The organism is Streptomyces erythrochromogenes (assembly GCF_036170895.1).
GTDB classification, from domain to species: Bacteria; Actinomycetota; Actinomycetes; order Streptomycetales; family Streptomycetaceae; genus Streptomyces; species Streptomyces erythrochromogenes.
The window spans coordinates 2008483-2026759 of sequence record NZ_CP108036.1; the positions used below are offsets into that span (position 1 = coordinate 2008483).

The 18277-nt window shown below is 72.8% G+C and carries 20 protein-coding genes and 1 pseudogene; 16 read left to right on the plus strand and 5 right to left on the minus strand.

Annotation, left to right across the window (positions count from 1 at the left end):
• The first annotated feature begins 4 nt into the window (after positions 1-4).
• From OHA91_RS09225 to OHA91_RS09280, 12 genes are all read left to right on the plus strand, one after another.
• On the plus strand, positions 5-568 hold the full coding sequence (locus tag OHA91_RS09225; protein WP_031151934.1) for a GNAT family N-acetyltransferase: 564 nt from the start codon (positions 5-7) through the stop codon (positions 566-568).
• A 569-nt stretch (positions 569-1137) separates the two neighbouring features.
• The gene (locus OHA91_RS40030) at positions 1138-1314 is read left to right on the plus strand and encodes a hypothetical protein (protein WP_158076142.1); all 177 of its coding nucleotides are present in this window, start codon (positions 1138-1140) and stop codon (positions 1312-1314) included.
• Between the two features lie 139 nt (positions 1315-1453).
• A complete protein-coding gene (locus OHA91_RS09235) occupies positions 1454-3157 on the plus strand; it encodes a nitrite/sulfite reductase (protein WP_328739021.1) in 1704 nt (567 codons plus the stop codon).
• Positions 3154-3342, plus strand: coding sequence for a hypothetical protein (locus tag OHA91_RS09240; protein WP_031151930.1), 189 nt, complete (start codon positions 3154-3156; stop codon positions 3340-3342). The genes OHA91_RS09235 and OHA91_RS09240 overlap by 4 nt, the downstream gene beginning before the upstream one ends.
• Entirely contained in the window at positions 3339-4082 is a 744-nt protein-coding gene (locus OHA91_RS09245; RefSeq protein WP_031151928.1) for a phosphoadenylyl-sulfate reductase, read from the plus strand. The genes OHA91_RS09240 and OHA91_RS09245 overlap by 4 nt, the downstream gene beginning before the upstream one ends.
• Positions 4083-4117: 35 nt before the next feature.
• Complete coding sequence (cysC, locus tag OHA91_RS09250) at positions 4118-4663, plus strand: adenylyl-sulfate kinase (protein ID WP_030666272.1); 546 nt, start codon at positions 4118-4120, stop codon at positions 4661-4663.
• Entirely contained in the window at positions 4660-5598 is a 939-nt protein-coding gene (gene cysD / locus OHA91_RS09255; RefSeq protein WP_328739022.1) for a sulfate adenylyltransferase subunit CysD, read from the plus strand. The genes cysC and cysD overlap by 4 nt, the downstream gene beginning before the upstream one ends.
• A 2-nt stretch (positions 5599-5600) precedes the next feature.
• Entirely contained in the window at positions 5601-6950 is a 1350-nt protein-coding gene (locus OHA91_RS09260; protein ID WP_031151923.1) for a sulfate adenylyltransferase subunit 1, read from the plus strand.
• Between the two features lie 196 nt (positions 6951-7146).
• Positions 7147-8268: an aliphatic sulfonate ABC transporter substrate-binding protein gene (locus OHA91_RS09265; RefSeq protein ID WP_328739023.1), complete on the plus strand. Its 1122-nt coding sequence runs from the start codon at positions 7147-7149 to the stop codon at positions 8266-8268.
• Positions 8269-8309: 41 nt separating this feature from the next.
• Positions 8310-9104 carry an ABC transporter ATP-binding protein gene (locus tag OHA91_RS09270; protein WP_328739024.1) on the plus strand — a complete coding sequence of 265 codons (795 nt, stop codon included), beginning with the start codon at positions 8310-8312 and terminating at the stop codon, positions 9102-9104.
• Entirely contained in the window at positions 9091-9975 is an 885-nt protein-coding gene (locus OHA91_RS09275; protein WP_328739025.1) for an ABC transporter permease, read from the plus strand. Before OHA91_RS09270 ends, OHA91_RS09275 begins: the two co-directional genes overlap by 14 nt.
• A gap of 5 nt (positions 9976-9980) precedes the next feature.
• Positions 9981-10736, plus strand: coding sequence for a sirohydrochlorin chelatase (locus OHA91_RS09280; protein WP_031151329.1), 756 nt, complete (start codon positions 9981-9983; stop codon positions 10734-10736).
• Between the two features lie 13 nt (positions 10737-10749).
• On the opposite strand, the gene OHA91_RS09285 is transcribed toward OHA91_RS09280, so the two are convergent.
• Positions 10750-11751: a ketopantoate reductase family protein gene (locus OHA91_RS09285; RefSeq protein ID WP_031151326.1), complete on the minus strand. Its 1002-nt coding sequence runs from the start codon at positions 11749-11751 to the stop codon at positions 10750-10752.
• A gap of 85 nt (positions 11752-11836) precedes the next feature.
• On the opposite strand from OHA91_RS09285, the gene OHA91_RS09290 reads away from it, so the two are divergent.
• A complete protein-coding gene (locus OHA91_RS09290; RefSeq protein WP_031151324.1) occupies positions 11837-12220 on the plus strand; it encodes a nuclear transport factor 2 family protein in 384 nt (127 codons plus the stop codon).
• Here the strand turns inward: OHA91_RS09290 and OHA91_RS09295 are convergent.
• From OHA91_RS09295 to OHA91_RS09310, 4 genes and pseudogenes are all read right to left on the minus strand, one after another.
• Positions 12217-12501 (minus strand): hypothetical protein, encoded by a 285-nt coding sequence (locus OHA91_RS09295; RefSeq protein WP_266492953.1) that lies wholly within the window; start codon positions 12499-12501, stop codon positions 12217-12219. The genes OHA91_RS09290 and OHA91_RS09295 overlap by 4 nt on opposite strands.
• 51 nt (positions 12502-12552) lie before the next feature.
• A complete protein-coding gene (locus tag OHA91_RS09300; RefSeq protein WP_031151319.1) occupies positions 12553-13119 on the minus strand; it encodes a DUF1697 domain-containing protein in 567 nt (188 codons plus the stop codon).
• Between the two features lie 20 nt (positions 13120-13139).
• A pseudogene (mgt, locus tag OHA91_RS09305) lies at positions 13140-14377 on the minus strand (macrolide-inactivating glycosyltransferase).
• A 6-nt stretch (positions 14378-14383) separates the two neighbouring features.
• Positions 14384-16594: an FUSC family protein gene (locus OHA91_RS09310; protein ID WP_328739026.1), complete on the minus strand. Its 2211-nt coding sequence runs from the start codon at positions 16592-16594 to the stop codon at positions 14384-14386.
• A 134-nt stretch (positions 16595-16728) separates the two neighbouring features.
• Between OHA91_RS09310 and OHA91_RS09315 the strand changes: the two genes are divergently transcribed.
• Genes OHA91_RS09315 through OHA91_RS09325 form a run of 3 tightly spaced genes read left to right on the plus strand, consistent with a single transcriptional unit; the run spans position 16729 to position 18255 of the window.
• Positions 16729-16977: a helix-turn-helix domain-containing protein gene (locus tag OHA91_RS09315; RefSeq protein ID WP_381706947.1), complete on the plus strand. Its 249-nt coding sequence runs from the start codon at positions 16729-16731 to the stop codon at positions 16975-16977.
• A complete protein-coding gene (locus OHA91_RS09320) occupies positions 16974-17345 on the plus strand; it encodes a hypothetical protein (RefSeq protein WP_381706944.1) in 372 nt (123 codons plus the stop codon). The genes OHA91_RS09315 and OHA91_RS09320 overlap by 4 nt, the downstream gene beginning before the upstream one ends.
• Positions 17346-17391: 46 nt before the next feature.
• Positions 17392-18255, plus strand: coding sequence for a phosphotransferase enzyme family protein (locus tag OHA91_RS09325; RefSeq protein ID WP_328739028.1), 864 nt, complete (start codon positions 17392-17394; stop codon positions 18253-18255).
• Positions 18256-18277: the final 22 nt, after the last annotated feature.

The following is an 18277-nucleotide window of genomic DNA, read 5'->3' on the forward strand; positions in this document are numbered from 1 at the left end:
CTGCATGAGCACCATCACACTCACCACCTGGTCGCTGGAGATGACCTCTCCGGCGGACCTCGTCCCGGCGGCTCCGGCGGGCCCGGAGATATCCGTCGTGCGGTCGGAGGTCCCCTCTCCCGAGTTCAGCCGCTTCCTCTACGCCTCGGTGGGCGGCGACATCCACTGGACGGACCGGCTGTCCCTCACGCGTGCGCAGTGGGTGGAGCAGCTCGGCCGGCCGGGCGTGGAGACGTGGGTGGCGTACGACCGCGGCACGCCGGCGGGGTACGTGGAGCTCGACCCGCAGGACGACGGCGTCGTGGAGATCATGTACTTCGGCCTGCTCCCCGACTTCCGCGGCCGCCGCATCGGCGGGCACCTGCTGTCCGTCGGCATCGAACGGGCCTGGGACCTCGCCTCGCGCTGGCCGCAGCGCGAGGCGACCCGCCGGGTGTGGGTCCACACCTGCAGCCAGGACGGCCCGTCGGCGATGAGCAACTACCAGCGCCGCGGCTTCAAGGTCTTCAAAACGGAGACGGAGCAGAAGGAAGAAACCCCGACGCCGGGCCCCTGGCCCGGCGCGTAAGGCCTCCGGCGCGGCCTGCCGATTTCGGGGCGCTGCCCCGTCTGCGGCCCGTCGGGCTCGGGTGGGGCGGTGCCCCTCCGGGGGCTCGGCGCGTGCGGCCGTGTCCCGGCCAGGCGGCCCGGGTCGCACGCTCGTCCAGCGGGGAGCCCCCGCAGTGTCCCCACCCCACGGCTCCGCTTCGTCCGAGGCGGGCCGGTACCGCCGCGCGGGGGTATGGGGACGGTGGGGGGTGTCCCCGCAGGACGAGGGCGCGACCACCCCGTCTGGCCCGTGACACACCCGCACGCGCCGAGCCGAGGAGACCCCCCCGGCGGCCCCGCACCCCCACCCCCCATCCCGACCCCGCCCAGGCGCATCAACCGAGCTCCGCCGGCGATTGAGGCGCGGCCACCGGCCCGCAGCCGGAGAACAGGCGGCACCGCCCGGCCAGGGCAGCGGCGGCCACCGCCCCGCACCCGGAGAAGGGCACCGCCCGGCCAGGGCAAGGGCGTGACCCCCGTCACCCCGTCCCACCATTCGGGACCAGTTCGTCCGCATCCTGGACAGTAGTGGACTCCTCCAATCGGCCCATGACACGCTTCCGCCATGAATGGAGCTGGAATTGCCTTGGTGAGTCGGCGGCACGTCGACCTCGGCCGCATGTCCAGCGCCATCTGTCCGGCGTGCTGACGGAACCAGCAACCGCCGCACATCGCCGCAATCCCGGCATCGCCGCCGTGGAAGTGTCGATCATCGCAGTCCCCTGAAGGCCGAATTCCGCCCTGTCCGCCGGTCACCCCGGCAAGGCGCGGGCAATCAGCCGCACCCGCTCAGCGTCCAGGGGTCACGCCACCCCGCCCGCTTCACCAGCCCCTGCCCTGAGCCGCCCAAGAAGGACGTACCGCCATGGCCGCCACCCCCGAAACGCCCGCGCCCGCCGCAGCCGCCGCGCGCCGCAAGACCGGCCGTCACCGCGGCGAGGGACAGTGGGCCGTCGGACACCACACGCCCCTCAACGGCAACGAGCAGTTCAAGAAGGACGACGACGGTCTCAATGTGCGGACACGCATTGAGACGATCTACGCCCACCGGGGCTTCGACTCCATCGACCCCAACGACCTGCGCGGCCGTATGCGCTGGTGGGGCCTCTACACCCAGCGCAAGCCCGGGATCGACGGCGGCAAGACCGCGATCCTGGAGCCCGAGGAGCTGGACGACAAGTACTTCATGCTGCGCGTGCGCATCGACGGCGGCCGGCTGACCACCGAGCAGCTGCGCGTCATCGGCGAGATCTCCGAGGAGTTCGCGCGCGGCACCGCCGACCTCACCGACCGCCAGAACGTGCAGTACCACTGGATCCGGATCGAGGACGTCCCGGAGATCTGGCGCCGCCTGGAGGCCGTCGGCCTGTCCACCACCGAGGCCTGCGGAGACACGCCCCGCGTCATCCTCGGCTCGCCCGTCGCCGGCATCGCCCAGGACGAGATCATCGACGGCACGCCCGCCATCGACGAGATCTACCGCCGCATCGTGGGCAACAAGGACTTCTCCAACCTGCCCCGCAAGTTCAAGTCCGCGATCTCCGGCTCGCCGCTCCTCGACGTGGCGCACGAGATCAACGACATCGCGTTCGTGGGCGTGAACCACCCCGAGCACGGTCCCGGCTTCGACGTCTGGGTCGGCGGCGGGCTGTCCACCAACCCCAAGCTCGGTGTGCGCCTGGGCACCTGGGTCTCGCTCGACGAGGTCCCGGACGTGTACGAGGGCGTCATCTCGATCTTCCGCGACTACGGCTACCGCCGGCTGCGCACCCGTGCCCGCCTGAAGTTCCTCGTCGCCGACTGGGGCGCGGCCAAGTTCCGCCAGGTCCTGGAGGACGAGTACCTGAAGCGGAAGCTGACCGACGGCCCCGCGCCCGAGCAGCCCTCCGGCCAGTGGCGCGACCACGTCGGCGTCCACCAGCAGCAGGACGGCAAGTTCTACGTCGGCTTCGCGCCCCGCGTGGGCCGCGTGGACGGCGCCACCCTGACCAAGATCGCGGACATCGCGGAGCAGCACGGCTCCGGCCGCCTGCGCACCACCGCCGAGCAGAAGATGATCGTGCTCGACATCGAGTCCGACAAGGTCGACTCGGTCGTCGAGGCGCTGGAGGCGTTGGACCTGCGGGTCAAGCCGTCTCCGTTCCGCCGCGGCACGATGGCCTGCACCGGCATCGAGTTCTGCAAGCTGGCCATCGTCGAGACCAAGGCGCGCGGCGCCTCGCTCATCGACGAACTGGAGCGCCGCCTGCCGGACTTCGCCGAGCCGCTCACCATCAACATCAACGGCTGCCCGAACGCCTGCGCCCGTATCCAGGTGGCGGACATCGGTCTCAAGGGGCAGCTGGTCCTGGACGACGACGGCAACCAGGTGGAGGGCTACCAGGTCCACCTGGGCGGCGCCCTCGGCCTGGAGGCCGGCTTCGGCCGCAAGGTCCGCGGCCTCAAGGTCACCTCGGCCGGTCTGCCCGACTACGTCGAGCGGGTCGTCAAGAGCTACGAGGAGCAGCGCGAGGACGGCGAGCGCTTCGCGGCCTGGGTCGCCCGCGCGGACGAGAAGAGCCTCTCGTGAGCGAGCGAGCCGCACCCTTCTACTGCCCCTACTGCGGCGACGAGGACCTGTTCCCGCACGAGACCGGCCACGGCGCGTGGGAGTGCAGGGCCTGCAACCGGGCCTTCCAGCTGAAGTACCTCGGGCTGCTGGCCCGGGGCGTTCGGTCCGATTCGGCGGAATCAGCGGGAGGCGACGAGATATGACCACCACTCAAGACGCCGGTCTCAAGAACGCAACGCTCAAGAACGCGGCGCTCAAGGCCGAGACGCTCAAGGAGCTGGCCGAGCAGGCGGGCCGCGACCTGGAGGACGCCTCCGCGCCGGACATCCTGCGCTGGGCGGCCGACACCTTCGGCGGGAAGTTCGCCGTGACCTCCTCCATGGAGGACGCGGTCGTCGCCCACCTGGCCTCGCGGGTCTTCCCCGGTGTGGACGTGGTCTTCCTCGACACGGGCTACCACTTCGAGGAGACCATCGGCACCCGGGATGCGGTCGACGCGGTGATGGACGTCAACGTCATCACGCTGACCCCGCGTCAGACCGTGGCCGAGCAGGACGCCGAGTACGGCCCGAAGCTGCACGACCGGGACCCCGACCTGTGCTGCGCACTGCGCAAGGTCAAGCCGCTGGAAGAGGGCCTGACGGCGTACGACGCGTGGGCGACGGGCCTGCGCCGCGACGAGTCCCCGACCCGGGCGAACACCCCGGTGGTCGGCTGGGACGAGAAGCGGCAGAAGGTCAAGGTCTCGCCGATCGCCCGCTGGACGCAGGACGACGTGGACGCGTACGTCGCCGAGCACGGCGTACTCACCAACCCGCTGCTGATGGACGGCTACGCCTCCGTCGGCTGTGCCCCCTGCACCCGCCGCGTGGCGGAGGGCGAGGACGCGCGGTCCGGCCGCTGGGCCGGGCGGGGCAAGACCGAGTGCGGACTGCACGGCTGATGACGACCAGCGAAGAACCTACGGAGACAGAGCAGATGAGCGTGAGCGACCAGGGCGCCACCGTGTGGCTGACCGGGCTGCCGAGCGCGGGCAAGACCACCATCGCCTACGCGCTGGCCGAGCGGCTGCGCGCCGAGGGCCACCGCGTGGAGGTGCTCGACGGGGACGAGATCCGCGAGTTCCTCTCCGCCGGCCTGGGCTTCACCCGCGAGGACCGGCACACCAACGTGCAGCGGATCGGCTTCGTCGCCGAACTCCTCGCGAGCAACGGCGTCAAGGCGCTGGTGCCGGTGATCGCGCCGTTCGCCGACAGCCGCGAGGCCGTCCGGGGGCGGCACGCCGCCGCGGCGACGGACTACCTCGAGGTGCACGTGGCCACCCCGGTCGAGGTGTGCTCCGAGCGTGACGTGAAGGGTCTGTACGCCAAGCAGGCGGCGGGCGAGATCTCCGGTCTGACCGGGGTCGACGACCCGTACGAGGCGCCGGAGTCCCCGGACCTCCGTATCGAGTCGCACACGCAGACCGTGCAGGAGTCGGCCTCGGCCCTGCACGCGCTGCTCACCGAGAGGGGTCTGGCATGACGACGACCGTCGCACACGTCCACGGCGAGACGGACGCGCCCTACGCGCTGTCGCACCTCGACGCCCTCGAGTCCGAGGCCGTGCACATCTTCCGCGAGGTGGCGGGCGAGTTCGAGAAGCCGGTGATCCTCTTCTCCGGCGGCAAGGACTCCATCGTCATGCTGCACCTGGCGCTGAAGGCGTTCGCGCCGGCGCCGGTGCCCTTCGCGCTGCTGCACGTCGACACGGGCCACAACTTCCCCGAGGTGCTGGAGTACCGCGACCGCACCGTCGCCGAGCACGGGCTGCGCCTGCACGTGGCGTCCGTCCAGGACTACATCGACGCGGGCAAGCTGCGCGAGCGCCCCGACGGCACCCGCAACCCGCTGCAGACCGTCCCGCTGACGGAGGCGATCCAGCAACTGAAGTTCGACGCCGTGTTCGGCGGCGGCCGCCGCGACGAGGAGAAGGCCCGCGCCAAGGAGCGGGTGTTCAGCCTCCGCGACGAGTTCTCCCAGTGGGACCCGCGCCGCCAGCGGCCCGAGCTGTGGCAGCTCTACAACGGCCGCCACGCCCCCGGCGAGCACGTGCGCGTCTTCCCGCTCTCCAACTGGACCGAGCTGGACGTGTGGCAGTACATCGCCCGCGAGGGCATCGAACTCCCGGAGATCTACTTCGCCCACGAGCGCGAGGTCTTCAAGCGCAACGGCATGTGGCTGACGGCCGGCGAGTGGGGCGGCCCGAAGGAGAGCGAGACGCCCGAGACGCGGCTCATCCGCTACCGCACCGTCGGTGACATGTCCTGCACCGGCGCCGTCGACTCCGACGCCGTCACGCTCGACGCCGTGATCGCCGAGATCGCCGTCTCCCGCCTCACCGAGCGGGGCGCGACCCGCGCCGACGACAAGATGTCCGAGGCCGCGATGGAAGACCGCAAGCGCGAAGGGTACTTCTAGAAATGACCAGCACCACCGATCAGGTCGCCGGGCTCGACGACCTCGCGGCGACCACCCTGCTGCGCTTCGCGACCGCCGGTTCCGTCGACGACGGCAAGTCCACCCTGGTGGGCCGGCTGCTGCACGACTCCAAGTCGGTCCTGACCGACCAGATGGAGGCCGTCGAGGCCGTCTCCGCCCAGCGCGGCCAGGAGGCCCCCGACCTCGCGCTGCTCACCGACGGCCTGCGGGCCGAGCGGGAGCAGGGCATCACCATCGACGTCGCGTACCGCTACTTCGCCACCGCACGCCGCCGGTTCATCCTCGCGGACACCCCCGGGCACGTGCAGTACACCCGGAACATGGTGACCGGCGCCTCCACTGCCGACCTGGCCGTGGTCCTGGTCGACGCCCGCAACGGCGTGATCGAGCAGACCCGCCGGCACGCGGCCGTCGCGGCCCTGCTGCGCGTCCCGCACGTGGTCCTCGCCGTGAACAAGATGGACCTGGTCGGCTACCAGGAGTCGGTCTTCGCGGCGATCGCGGAGGAGTTCACCGCCTACGCCTCGGACCTGGGCGTCCCGGAGATCACCGCGATCCCGATCTCGGCCCTGGCCGGCGACAACGTGGTGGAGCCGTCCGCGAACATGGACTGGTACGGCGGGCCGACGGTGCTGGAGCACCTGGAGACGGTCCCGGTCAGCCACGACCTCACCGCCTGCCCGGCGCGTTTCCCGGTGCAGTACGTGATCCGTCCGCAGTCCGCGGAGCACCCCGACTACCGGGGCTACGCGGGCCAGATCGCCTCCGGCGTGCTGCGCGTCGGCGAGGCCGTCACCGTCCTGCCGTCGGGTCGCACCTCGGTCATCGAGGGCATCGACGCGCTGGGCGAGTCGGTGGACATCGCCTGGGCGCCGCAGTCGGTGACGGTGCGTCTGAAGGACGACATCGACATCTCGCGCGGCGACCTGATCGCGCCGTCCGCGAACGCCCCCGCCACCACGCAGGACGTCGTCGCGACCGTCTGCCACGTGGCGGACCAGCCCCTCTCCGTGGGCGCCCGGGTGCTGATCAAGCACACGACCCGCACGGTCAAGGCGATCGTCAAGGAGATCCCCTCGCGGCTGACCCTGGACGACCTGTCCCAGCACCCGGAGCCCGGGCAGCTCGTGGCCAACGACATCGGCCTCGTGGTCGTCCGTACCGCCGAGCCCCTCGCGCTCGACGCGTACGCCGACTCCCGCCGCACCGGATCGTTCCTGCTCATCGACCCGGCCGACGGCACCACGCTGGCGGCGGGCATGGCGGGCGAGTCCTTCGCCTCCAAGGCCGAGACGACCGTCCAGCCGGACGACGAGGGCTGGGACTTCTAGGCGATGTTCACCGATCTCTACTCGACCTTCGCGAAGGAGGGCGGCCGCGTGGGCAGCGGCGCCCTCGGCAGCGGCCAGGGAGGGGTGGCGCGATGTGCGCGATGACCGCCCCCGTCCCCGACGAGCCGTACCTGCCCCCGTCCCACAGACGAAGACCCGCGCCGTAGACCACGGCGCGCCGAGAGGAAGTCCTCCCGTGCCTGCCACCACCCGGACCACCCTGCGCCGCGGCCTCGCCGCTGCCGCTGCCCTGCCGCTGCTGATCGGCGCCCTCGCCTCCTGCGGCTACGGCTCCCAGTCGGACGACAAGGGTGACAAGAAAGCGAACGCCGCTGCCGCGGACGGCAGGAAGCTGTCGGCGTCCGAGGTCCGTATCGGGTACTTCCCGAACCTGACCCACGCCACCGCCCTGGTCGGGCTCCAGGAGGGCCTGATCCAGAAGGAACTCGGCGGCACGGCAGTCAAGCCGCAGACCTTCAACGCCGGTCCGTCGGAGATCGAGGCGCTCAACGGCGGTTCGCTCGACATCGGTTTCATCGGCCCCTCGCCGTCGATCAACGGCTATGTGAAGTCCAAGGGCTCCAACCTGCGGATCATCTCCGGCTCCGCCTCGGGCGGCGTGAAGCTGGTGGTGAACCCGGACAAGATCAAGACCCTGGACGACCTCAAGGGCAAGAAGATCGCCACCCCGCAGAAGGGGAACACGCAGGACGTCGCGTTCCTCAACTGGATCTCCGAGAAGGGCTGGACGGTCGACCCGGAGTCCGGCAAGGGTGACGTCTCCGTCGTCCGCACCGACAACAAGGTCACCCCGGACGCCTTCAAGCAGGGTTCCATCGACGGCGCCTGGGTGCCGGAGCCGACGGCTTCCAAGCTCGTCTCCGACGGCGGTTCCGTCCTCCTCGACGAGACCGCCCTGTGGCCCGAAAAGAAGTTCGTGATCACGAACATCATCGTGTCGCAGAAGTTCCTCAAGGAGCACCCGGACGTCGTCGAAGCCGTGCTCACGGGCACCGTGAAGACGAACGAGTGGATCAACGCCAATCCGGACAAGGCGAAGGCCTCCGCCAACGCCAAGCTGGCGGCGGACAGCGGGAAGGCGCTCGACGCGAAGGTCATCGACCCGGCGTGGCCGAGCATCGCGATCACCGACGACCCGCTCGCGTCGACGCTGAAGACCCAGTCGGACTGGGCGGTCAAGGCCAAGCTCATCGAGCAGCCCGACCTGGCCGGCATCTACGACCTGACGCTCCTGAACAAGGTCCTGAAGGCCGCCGGCAAGCCCGAGGTCTCCGACGCCGGCCTCGGCGCCAAGTAACCCGTAAGCCAGCAATCCAGCAATCCCAGGAGGTGACGACCATGGCCACGACACTTGCCAAGGCTGCCGAGGGCACGGTGGCGGAGCACACGCACGCCGCCCGTATCGAGCACGTCTCGAAGTCCTTCTCCGGCCCGGCCGGATCGCAGCTCGTCCTGGACGACATCAGCCTCGATGTCGCTCCCGGAGAGTTCGTCACCATCCTGGGGGCCTCCGGCTGCGGAAAGTCCACCCTGCTCAACCTGGTCGCCGGCCTCGACAAGCCGACCGCGGGATCCATCGAGACCCCCGGCGGCCGCCCCGCGCTCATGTTCCAGGAACACGCCCTCTTCCCCTGGCTGACCGCCGGCAAGAACATCGAACTCGCCCTGCGCCTGCGCGGGGTCGCCAAGGCCGACCGCAAGCCCGAGGCCGAACGCCTGCTGGACCTCGTCCGCCTCGGCGGCGCCCACGGCAAGCGCGTCCACGAACTCTCCGGCGGCATGCGCCAGCGCGTCGCCCTGGCCCGCGCCCTCGCCCAGGACAGCCGCCTGCTGCTCATGGACGAACCCTTCGCGGCCCTCGACGCCATCACCCGCGACGTCCTCCACGGCGAACTCACCCGCATCTGGGAAGAGACGGGCCTCTCGGTCCTGTTCGTCACCCACAACGTGCGCGAGGCCGTCCGCCTCGCCCAGCGCGTGGTCCTGCTCTCCTCCCGCCCCGGACGGGTCGCCAAGGAATGGACCGTGGACATCCCCCAGCCGCGCCGCATCGAGGACGCGGACGTCGCGGAAATGTCCCTCGAGATCACCGAACACCTGCGTGGGGAGATCCGCCGCCATGGCCAGCACTGAAACGAAGGCGACCAGGGACGACCTCGCGGGACTGGAGGCCGGCCTCGACGCCCTGGACGCGGTCCACACCCACCGCACGCCGGTCCGCGAGGTCCTGGTCAAGAAGGTCCTGCCGCCGGTCCTGGCCGTCGGCCTGGTCCTGGTGGTCTGGCAGGTCCTCGTCTCCCTGAAGGTCACCGACGAGACGAAGCTCCCCGCCCTTTCCGCGGTGTGGGACAGCCTGTCCGACATGTGGCTGAAGGGGACCCTGCTGGAGGTCATCTGGACCTCCGTCTCCCGCGGTCTGCTCGGCTTCCTGCTGGCCCTGGCCATCGGCACCCCGCTCGGTCTGCTGGTCGCCCGGGTGAAGTTCGTGCGCGCCGCGATCGGCCCGATCCTCCAGGGCCTGCAGTCCCTGCCGTCGGTGGCGTGGGTGCCGCCGGCCGTGCTCTGGTTCGGCCTCAACGACGCCATGATGTTCACGGTGATCCTGCTCGGCGCCGTCCCCTCGATCGCCAACGGGCTCGTCTCCGGCATCGACCAGGTCCCGCCGCTGTTCCTGCGGGCCGGCCGCACGCTCGGCGCCACGGGCCTGCGCGGCGCCTGGCACGTGGTCATGCCGGCCGCGCTGCCCGGCTACGTCGCCGGCCTCAAGCAGGGCTGGGCCTTCTCCTGGCGCTCACTGATGGCCGCCGAGATCATCGCCTCCTCCCCCGACCTGGGCCTGGGCCTGGGCCAGCTCCTGGAGAACGGCCGCAACAACATCGACCTGCCCGGCGTGTTCCTCGCCATCATCCTGATCCTCGTCGTCGGCATCGCCATCGACCTGCTGATCTTCAGCCCGCTCGAACGGTACGTCCTGCGCAGCCGCGGCCTCCTGGTGAAGAGCTGAGCCGCATGGCACCCGTACTGCTGGTCATCGCCCACGGCAGCCGCGATCCGCGGCACGCCGCGACCGTGCACGCCCTCACCCGGCGGGTGCGGGCGCTGCGTCCCGGACTGCGGGTGGAGACGGCCTTCCTGGACTTCAACGCCCCGCGGGTCGAGCAGGTGCTGTCGGCGCTGCACGCCGACGGCGTCCGCGACGTGGTGGCCCTGCCGCTGCTGCTGACCCGGGCCTTCCACGCGAAGGCCGACATCCCGGCGGCGCTGTCGGACGCGCTGACCCGTCTGCCGGGCCTCTCGGTCTCGGTGGCGGACGTCCTCGGCCCGTCCCCGCTGCTCGTCGAGGCCCTCGAACGCCGGCTGTCCGAGGCCGGCCTCACCCCGGCGGACCGCGCCACCACCGCGGTGGTGCTCGCGTCCGCCGGCTCCACAGACCCGGAGGCGATCGCAGTGATCGCTGAAATCGCGCGGGAGTGGCGGCACACCGGTTGGTGCGCCGTGCGGCCTGCGTTCGCCTCCGCTGCTCTTCCGCGCACGGAGGACGCCGTACGGGCCCTGCGCGCCGAGGGCTTCGCCCGGGTGGCGGTGGCCCCGTACGTCATCGCCGCCGGCCGGCTGCCGGACCGCATCGCGGCCGGCGCCGAGGCCGCGGGCGCCGACGTGGTGGCCGACGTCCTGGGCGCCGCCCCGGAACTGGCCCTCCTGCTGCTGCGCCGCTACGACGCGGCCGCCGCGGCACCGGCCCGGCTCCCGGCCCTGACGGCCTGACCGGCCGACCGGCCTACGCGCGGGCGGCGGCCTCGTCGGCCAGGGCCGTCAGGTCCGCGATGGACATCGCACCCGGCGGCAGGCCCTCCCGGGCGAAGATGTTCGCCGCGTGCCGCAGGACGTCGTTGACCGGGGTGGGCACCCCGTGCAGCCGGCCCAGCAGCGAGATCTCGCCGTTGAGGTAGTCCGCCTCCACCGAGCCCGTGCCGCGCGCCAGGCTCTGCCAGGAGGATCCGCCCCGCACGCCCGGCGGCTGCTCGACCTTCCCGTCGCGGGCCTGCGACTGCTCCGCGTCCGAGGCGTAGGCGATGCCGGCCGCCCCGAAGGCTGTCTTCGCCTCGCGGACGGCGCGCTGCAGCAGCGCCGCCTTCGCCGGATCGGGCTCCGGGCCGGTCGTCGCCTGGATCGCGTTGCTCAGGTTCCCCAGCAGCTTCGCGTACTTCCACCGCATGACGTCCTCGACCGGCGGGGCCTCGAAGCCGGCCTTGGCGAGGTCCGCCGCGACGGACCGGGCGAGCGCGTCCGTGCCGCCGGCGGCCCGGCCCAGGTGCAGGATGCCGGTCAGCGGGGTGCACAGCGCCGAGACCACGCCCGGCTCCAGGAAGGTGGCGGGCAGCCATACGCACACCCCGTACACGCGGGCGAAGCGCCGTAGCGCCATCCGCTCGCTCTCCACGCCGTTCTGCGCACAGAACACCGGGAGCCGCTGGGCGGCCGTGCCGCCGCCCGCGACCTCCGCGTCGCCCCACACGTCGAGCGCCGCGATCGCGTCCTGGGTCTTCACCGCCAGCAACAGCACGTCGTCCGGGCGCAGTTCGCCCATCTCGTCCGGTCCGGTGACCACCGGCAGCCGGTGCACCCGGCTCCCGTCCGCCGTTGTGAGCCGCAGCCCCTCGGCCCGCAGGGCGTCCGCGTGCGCGCCGCGCGCGACGAGGACGACCTCGCCGCCCGCCTCGGCGAGCCGTCCGCCGATGGTGGCGCCCACGGCGCCCGCGCCGATGATGATGTACCGCATGCCGATGAGCCTGGCACACCCTGCCGGCTCCGTCTTCGCCGGGGCCGGTCGGCGACGCCCCGCCGGCCCGGGCCAGGATGCTCCCATGGGTATGGACGAAGAGGGCGTGGCCGAGGCGGTCGCGCGCGAGATGCAGTTGATGAGCCCGGGCGTGCGGACGTCGGGGGTCCTGACGGACCGGCTCCTCGATCCGGAGTTCGTCGAGGTGGGCGCCTCGGGCCGCAGGTGGGACCGGGAGGCGGTGCTCGCGGCGCTGCCGGACCTGGAGGGCGCTGCCGAAGACGGCCCGCGGTACGAGCCCGCGGGCATGACGGGGGTCGAACTGGCACCGGGGGTGGTGCACCTCACGTACGAGACCGTGATCGACGGGCGCCGGGCGCGCAGGAGTTCCATCTGGCGGAACCCGGCCGACGGCACCGGCTGGCGGATGTACTACCACCAGGCCACGCCGGTGCCGGACACCCCCTAGGACTCCTCGGCCGGGCGGCCGGCGCGCCGGCGCCGGAGCTCCCTCAGCCAATCCCGTACCTGCTCGTCGTCGTGCAGGTACGGCTCTCCGGGGCCCGGCCGCAGGTCGATGCCGTGCAGGAGCTGCAGCGCCCACCAGGACAGGTCGTCCCAGTCCAGCGTGGTGTCGTCGACCCAGCGGGCGGCCCACCGGTCAGCCGCGTCCCGGCTCGTGCGGCCTTCCGCCACGGCGGCGAAGCGCGCGTCGATCTCGTCCAGGTCCGGCTGGTCACCCTCGTTCATGCGCACAACGTACCCGGGAAGGGGCGAACGCCGCCCGGTGCGGAAGTCGCTTCAGGGCGTGGTCAGTTCCACGAGCTTGGCGACGGTGTTCCAGTTGCGGGTGGTCACGTCGATGCCCTTGACGACGGCGGCCCGGCCGAGGGCCTCGGCCAGTTTGGAGCGGCCGAGGCCGTCGGGGGCGTAGAGGTAGAGGACGCGGTCGCCGAGCCGGTACTCCTCGGGGAGGAACGCGGCCCCGTCGAGCGCGGCGAAGCGCTCCGGGCCGGGCTGCTCGGAGAAGAAGGTGGCGTGGAGCTGCCTGCCCTCCAGCTCCGCGGCCGGGAAGGGGCAGGCCTCCGCGACGGCCCGCAGGTACGTCCCGTCCACCACCAGGCACGCGACCCGGAAGCCGAAGTGGTCCTCGATGGCCGTCTCCAGCTCCCGGGCGAGCGCCACCGGGTCGGTCTTCGCGCTGCTGAAGACCGCGTTGCCGCTCTGCAGGTACGTCTGCACGTCGCCGTGCCCGAGTCCGTCCAGCACGGAGCGCAGCTCCGCCATCGGGACCTTCTTGCTGCCGCCGACATTGATCCCGCGCAGCAGCGCCGCGTACTTCGTCGTCTCCGTGGCCTTCTTGGTCATGGGGGCACCTTAGGTGGCGCCTATGACAGTTCGGCCTCGATGAGGTCGGCCGCCCGGCGTGTGCCGCCCTCGGCGGCCATCGCGGCCCGGATCTCCTCGGCGCGGGTGGCGACGGCGGGGTCGGCGACGAGGGCGAGGACGGCCTCGCGGAGGGTGGCCGCGTCCGCTTCGGCCATCGGGACGTGCCGGGCAACGCCCAGGGAGGCGAGCATGTCGGCGTTGCCGAACTGGTCGACGGCCTGGGGGACGGCGACCATCGGGGTGGCGGTGGCGAGCCCTTCCTGGCTGCCGCCGGCGCCCGCGTGGGTGATGAAGGCGTCGGCCTGGCGCAGGATGTCCAGCTGGGGCACCCAGCGGTGGACCTCCACGTCGGCGGGGACCTCGCCCAGGTCGGCCTCGTCGGTGAACTTGCCGATCTGCAGGACCACGTACCAGTCGGGCAGGTCCGCGAAGGCGTCGATGCAGGCGCGGTAGAAGGCGGGCTGCTTGGTGAAGGCCGAGCCGAGCGAGACCAGGACGACCTTCTTGCCGTGGGCGGCCTCGGGCCTGTTCCAGGTGCCCTGGGTGGCGCTGCGGTCGCCCTGGCAGGCTCCGACGAAGGTGTGGACGGAGGCGTCGACGCGGTCGGCGTGGGGCTGGAGGGCCCTGGGGATCAGGACGAGGCTGCGGCGGGGGCGGCTCTGGAGACGTTCGATCTGGCCGTCGAGGCCGTTCTCGGTGAGCCAGGCGGTGAACCGGGCGTAGTACGCCTGCCCGCGCTCGGAGGCCTTCAGTCCGGCGAACATCGGCTCGGCCACCTCCTCCTCGTAGCCCTCCCAGGCGACGAGGTTCGGGGAGAGGGAGACGGCGGGGACGCCCCAGCGGTGGGCGAGCACGGGTGCCGGGTAGGAGGTGATGTCGTGGATGACGAGGTCCGGTTCGTCGCCGTCGAAGGCGGCGGCGAGCTGCGGGAGGACCTGGATGGCGTCGTTCAGGAAGGGCTCCAGGTTGTCGATGAGTTCGGTGCCCCAGGCCTCCGGGTCGTCGTCGGTGGGAAGGGTGGAGGTGTAGATCACGGGCGTGGCGCCGGTCTCGGCGACCTTCTCGGCGAAGGCGGCGGGGATGGCGTAGCTGACGCGGTGGCCCCGGGCGACGAGCTCCCGGATCACCTCGATGCTCGGGTTCACGTGCCCGTGGGCGGCGATGGAGAACATGGCGATGTGGGCGGGCTTGGCTGAGGTCATGATCCGACTCTAGCGAGACGATACGTCTCGTGCAATCTGTTTCAGGCCGACCGCGGTGGACGGGGCGCGGCCCCGTCGGTGGAGTCGGCCCCGGCCGGATCGGGGGCGCGGTAGGGCGCCAGAACGCGCTCGACGTCGAGGGCGAGCGAGTCGAGCCAGGTCTGGGCGGCGAAGAACTCGGACGGGGCGACGACCTCCGGCACCTGCGCGGCACCGCCGCCCGCTCCGCCTCCTCCGCCTCCTCCGCCTAGTCCGGCCGCCGGTTCGGCGGCCGCGCCGACGGCGGCGGCACCGCTGCCGTGCGACCCGTCCGCCGACGGGATCGTGGCCGCACGCTGCGCCGCACCCCTCATCCGGGCGGCCACACCGTCCGCCCGGCCGCTGAGCCGCTCCCCGTTGCCCGGCCCGAGGTCCGGGCCGGCGCGGGCGAGCAGCCTCCGGGAGCCCCAGAGCACGTGGTGGCCCGTGATCATGGCCGCCTGCCAGTCGGGCGCGCCGGCCACCGGCGCCCGCGGCTCGCTCTGGCGCTGTGCGTACGCGCTCTCCGCCAGCGCCAGCGCGAGCTGGAGCGCCCGGTCGTCGGGGGCGGTGTCCCGCCTGCCGGCGACCACGGCGGCCGTAGTGGCCTCGACCGTCTCGGCCTCCCGCGCCAGCAGCAGAGCGACCGCGCGGTGCAGCTCGGTCTGCGCCCCCCGCGGCCAGGCCAGCAGTCCGAACACGACGCCGACCGTGCTGCCGATGATCACGTCCATGAGCCGGACCCCGGCCAGCCTCCAGGTCACGGGCGCCAGCTGCGCGAAGACGAAGGACACGACGAGGGTGAACATGCCCTGGGCCCAGCCCACGCCCCGGACCGGTCCCACCGTGAAGGCGACGAGCATCACCAGCGGCAGGATGACGGCGTAGACGGTGGTGTGGCCGCCGACCAGGGCCAGGATCCCGGCGGCCAGGAGCGCGCCGAGCAGGGTCCCGGCGAGTGCCTGGCGGACGGTCGCCTTGGTCTGGGAGACCGTGGTCCGGGTCAGGCTGAGGACGGCCAGCATCGCCCAGAAGCCGTGGGGCAGCGACTCCACGCCGGCGAGCGTGCGGGCGGCCGCGAGCGCGAGGCTGATCCGGACGGCGTTCTGGAAGTGCACGGAGCGCGGCCCGGCGTGCGCCGCCAGCCGGTGCCACCACAGGCGGGGCGCGCGCCGGCCCGCGTACCAGAACCGGCCGGAGTCGGTCCCGGGGGGCAGCGGGGCGCGCCGGCCCCGGACCGCCAGCTCGGCGGCGGTCGCGAAGGCCACGGCGGCGTCCGCCACCTCCAGCAGCGCCGCCCGTCGGCGGCCGCGCACCTCGGTCACCGGCTGCGGCTCCCGCTCGGCGGCCTCCCTCACCTCTTCCCGCAGCCGCCGCAGGGCGTCGGCCTCGGCGGTCGCGCGGCCCGTCCCGGCCAGCAGGGCTCCGGTCTCGGCGGCGGACCGGCCGACGGTCTCCAGCAGCTGCTGTCCGGTCTTGTGCGGCGGCTGCCCCGGAGGGGGCGGGGGCAGGGTCACCAGTCGCCCGAGCAGGGTGCGCGCCCCCAGGCCGGTGTGGGCGAGGGCGCGGTCGCGCAGGCCCGGCCCGGCGGGGCGTTCGGCCTCCTCCACGTGGAGGGGGCGCAGCGACTCGCCGGTCTTCCGGGCGGTCTCGACCTCGGCCGCGGGCAGCGTGTACGGGGGCCGGCCCAGCTCGGCGGCGAAGCGGGCGGCGGTGCCGGCCGCCCCGGCGGCCAGCTCCCGGTAGGTGGTGCCGCGCGGCTCGGGGAGGATGAACTTCTCGGCGAGGATGAGCAGGATCAGGCCGAAGGTCGCGCCCCCCAGCCGTTGGCCGAGGGTGTCGGGTGCGTAGGGCGGGAAGCACGGCAGGATGTAGAGCAGTTGGAGCCCGGGGGCGGCGCCCGCCGCCCGGGGTCCGACCGCGGCCACGAAGGCGATGGCGAAGCCGAAGAGCAGCATGCCGGCCACGGCGGTCCAGGTCCGTACCGCGAGGAAGGTGCCGGCGGTCAGGAGCAGCCACGCCACCGGCAGGGTCCTGACCAGTACGGCGGCCCGCTGGTCGCCGGTACCGGGGATGCGGGAGAGGGCGGCCATCGAGACCACCGCGAAGAGGGCGTACGTCGCCGCCACGGGCCGGTCCAGCCCGTACAGGCACACGTAGAACGCGCCGCACGCGCAGAGGGTGGTGCGGATCGCGCGCCGTGCCACGCCACTGGGGCCGCGGCCTGCGCTCACGTCTTCTTCGGCACCCACCACTCCAGCATCGGGCCGGCCACCGGAAGCCACCACCCGCCGGCCGGGCTTGCCGCGCCCCCGACCGGAGGGTTCAATGAATGAACAGGCATTTATTAAGTGGGAGGTGGCCGGTCGTGGCACGCCCGCGCGGGGTCGAGGACGCGGTGATCCTCCGGGCCGCGGTCCGGGTCATGGGCCGGGTGGGGCCGGCGGGGCTCACCCTGGCGGCCGTGGCCGGCGAGGTCGGTCTGGTGCCCGGCACCCTCGTGCAGCGGTTCGGGTCCAAGCGCGGTCTGCTGCTGGCGCTCGCCGACCGGTCACCGACGGCAACACCGCCCGCTACCGCGGCTCGTTCTTCTACGACCTGGCCAAGTCCGCGGTGATCCGCCTCGCCTTCGCGCAGGCGGCCGAGCTCAGGCCGCACGGCGTCGCCGCCGTGGCGATCACCCCCGGGTTCCTGCGTTCGGAGGCCGTGCTCGACCACTTCGGCGTCACCGAGGCCACCTGGCACGACGGCGTGGCACAGGACCCGGCCTTCGCCCACTCCGAATCCCCCGCGTATCTGGGCCGGGCGGTCGCGGCGCTGGCCGCCGACCCGCAGATCATGGCCAAGTCCGGCCGGGCCCTGGCCACTTGGGGCCTGTACCAGGAGTACGGGTTCACCGACGCCGACGGGACCCGGCCCGACTTCGCCGCCCACTGGGCGAAAAGCCTGGAGGCGGAACACGGCCCGCTCGGCGACCCCCTCTGACCGGCCGTCCCGGACCGCCCCGTCCGGGCGGTGGTAGAACAGCCGCATGGACGAAGCGCGGGCGAGGGACGTACTGACGGCGGCGGGCCTCACCGGGGGCGGGACCGCGGAGCCCGTCCTGCTCGCCCTCGGCGAGAACGCCGTGTTCGCGGCCGGCGACCTCGTGGTCAAGGTGGGCCGGGAGGCCGCGCTGCTGGAGCGGGCCGAGCGCGAACTGGCGGTGGCGGACTGGTTCGCCGCGTCCGGCATCCCGGCGGTCCGCGCGGCCGAGCCGCGGCCGCGGCTGGTGGGCGGACATCCGCTGACCCTGTGGCACCGGCTGCCGGACGCGGTGCGGCCCGCGGGGCCCGAGGACCTGGCGGTGCTGCTGCGGGCCGTCCACGCGCTGCCCGACCCGCCGTTCGCCCTGCCGGCACGGGACCTGCTGGGCGGGGTGGAGCGCTGGCTGCGGCTGGCGGGGGACGCGATCGACCCGGCCGACGCGGCGTACCTGCGCTCCCGCCGCGACGGCTACGCGGACGAGGTGGCGGCCCTGTCCCCGCACCTGCCGCCGGGCCCGGTCCACGGCGACGCCCTGCCCCGCAACGTCCACGTCGGCCCGGACGGCCCGGCTCTCGTGGACCTGGAGACCGTATCGGCGGACCTGCGCGAGCACGACCTGGTGGTGATGGCCCTGTCCCGCGACCGGTACGGGATGCCCGCCGGGGAGTACGAGGCCTTCGCGGCGGCGTACGGATGGGACGTCCGCGACTGGGAGGGCTGCGCGGTCCTGCGCGGCGCCCGCGAGACGGCCAGCTGCGCCTGGGTCGCCCAGCACGCCCCCGCCGACCCGGGCGCCCTGGCCGAGTTCCGCCGCCGGGTGGCCTCCCTCAGGCACGGCGACCCGCGGACGCAGTGGCGTTCCTTCTAGGGTTCAGGGGTGGTGGGGACAC

What these genes read in the sequence shown, in the direction of transcription:
- OHA91_RS09275 (WP_328739025.1), top strand. Translation starts at nt 9,091, where the DNA reads ATGGCCAGCACTGAAACGAAGGCGACCAGGGACGACCTCGCGGGACTG.
- OHA91_RS09285 (WP_031151326.1), bottom strand. Translation starts at nt 11,751, where the DNA reads ATGCGGTACATCATCATCGGCGCGGGCGCCGTGGGCGCCACCATCGGC.
- OHA91_RS09235 (WP_328739021.1), top strand. Translation starts at nt 1,454, where the DNA reads ATGGCCGCCACCCCCGAAACGCCCGCGCCCGCCGCAGCCGCCGCGCGC.
- OHA91_RS40030 (WP_158076142.1), top strand. Translation starts at nt 1,138, where the DNA reads ATGACACGCTTCCGCCATGAATGGAGCTGGAATTGCCTTGGTGAGTCG.
- OHA91_RS09270 (WP_328739024.1), top strand. Translation starts at nt 8,310, where the DNA reads ATGGCCACGACACTTGCCAAGGCTGCCGAGGGCACGGTGGCGGAGCAC.
- OHA91_RS09300 (WP_031151319.1), bottom strand. Translation starts at nt 13,119, where the DNA reads ATGACCAAGAAGGCCACGGAGACGACGAAGTACGCGGCGCTGCTGCGC.
- cysD (WP_328739022.1), top strand. Translation starts at nt 4,660, where the DNA reads ATGACGACGACCGTCGCACACGTCCACGGCGAGACGGACGCGCCCTAC.
- OHA91_RS09325 (WP_328739028.1), top strand. Translation starts at nt 17,392, where the DNA reads ATGGACGAAGCGCGGGCGAGGGACGTACTGACGGCGGCGGGCCTCACC.
- OHA91_RS09290 (WP_031151324.1), top strand. Translation starts at nt 11,837, where the DNA reads ATGGGTATGGACGAAGAGGGCGTGGCCGAGGCGGTCGCGCGCGAGATG.
- OHA91_RS09295 (WP_266492953.1), bottom strand. Translation starts at nt 12,501, where the DNA reads ATGAACGAGGGTGACCAGCCGGACCTGGACGAGATCGACGCGCGCTTC.
- OHA91_RS09280 (WP_031151329.1), top strand. Translation starts at nt 9,981, where the DNA reads ATGGCACCCGTACTGCTGGTCATCGCCCACGGCAGCCGCGATCCGCGG.
- OHA91_RS09260 (WP_031151923.1), top strand. Translation starts at nt 5,601, where the DNA reads ATGACCAGCACCACCGATCAGGTCGCCGGGCTCGACGACCTCGCGGCG.
- cysC (WP_030666272.1), top strand. Translation starts at nt 4,118, where the DNA reads ATGAGCGTGAGCGACCAGGGCGCCACCGTGTGGCTGACCGGGCTGCCG.
- OHA91_RS09245 (WP_031151928.1), top strand. Translation starts at nt 3,339, where the DNA reads ATGACCACCACTCAAGACGCCGGTCTCAAGAACGCAACGCTCAAGAAC.
- OHA91_RS09225 (WP_031151934.1), top strand. Translation starts at nt 5, where the DNA reads ATGAGCACCATCACACTCACCACCTGGTCGCTGGAGATGACCTCTCCG.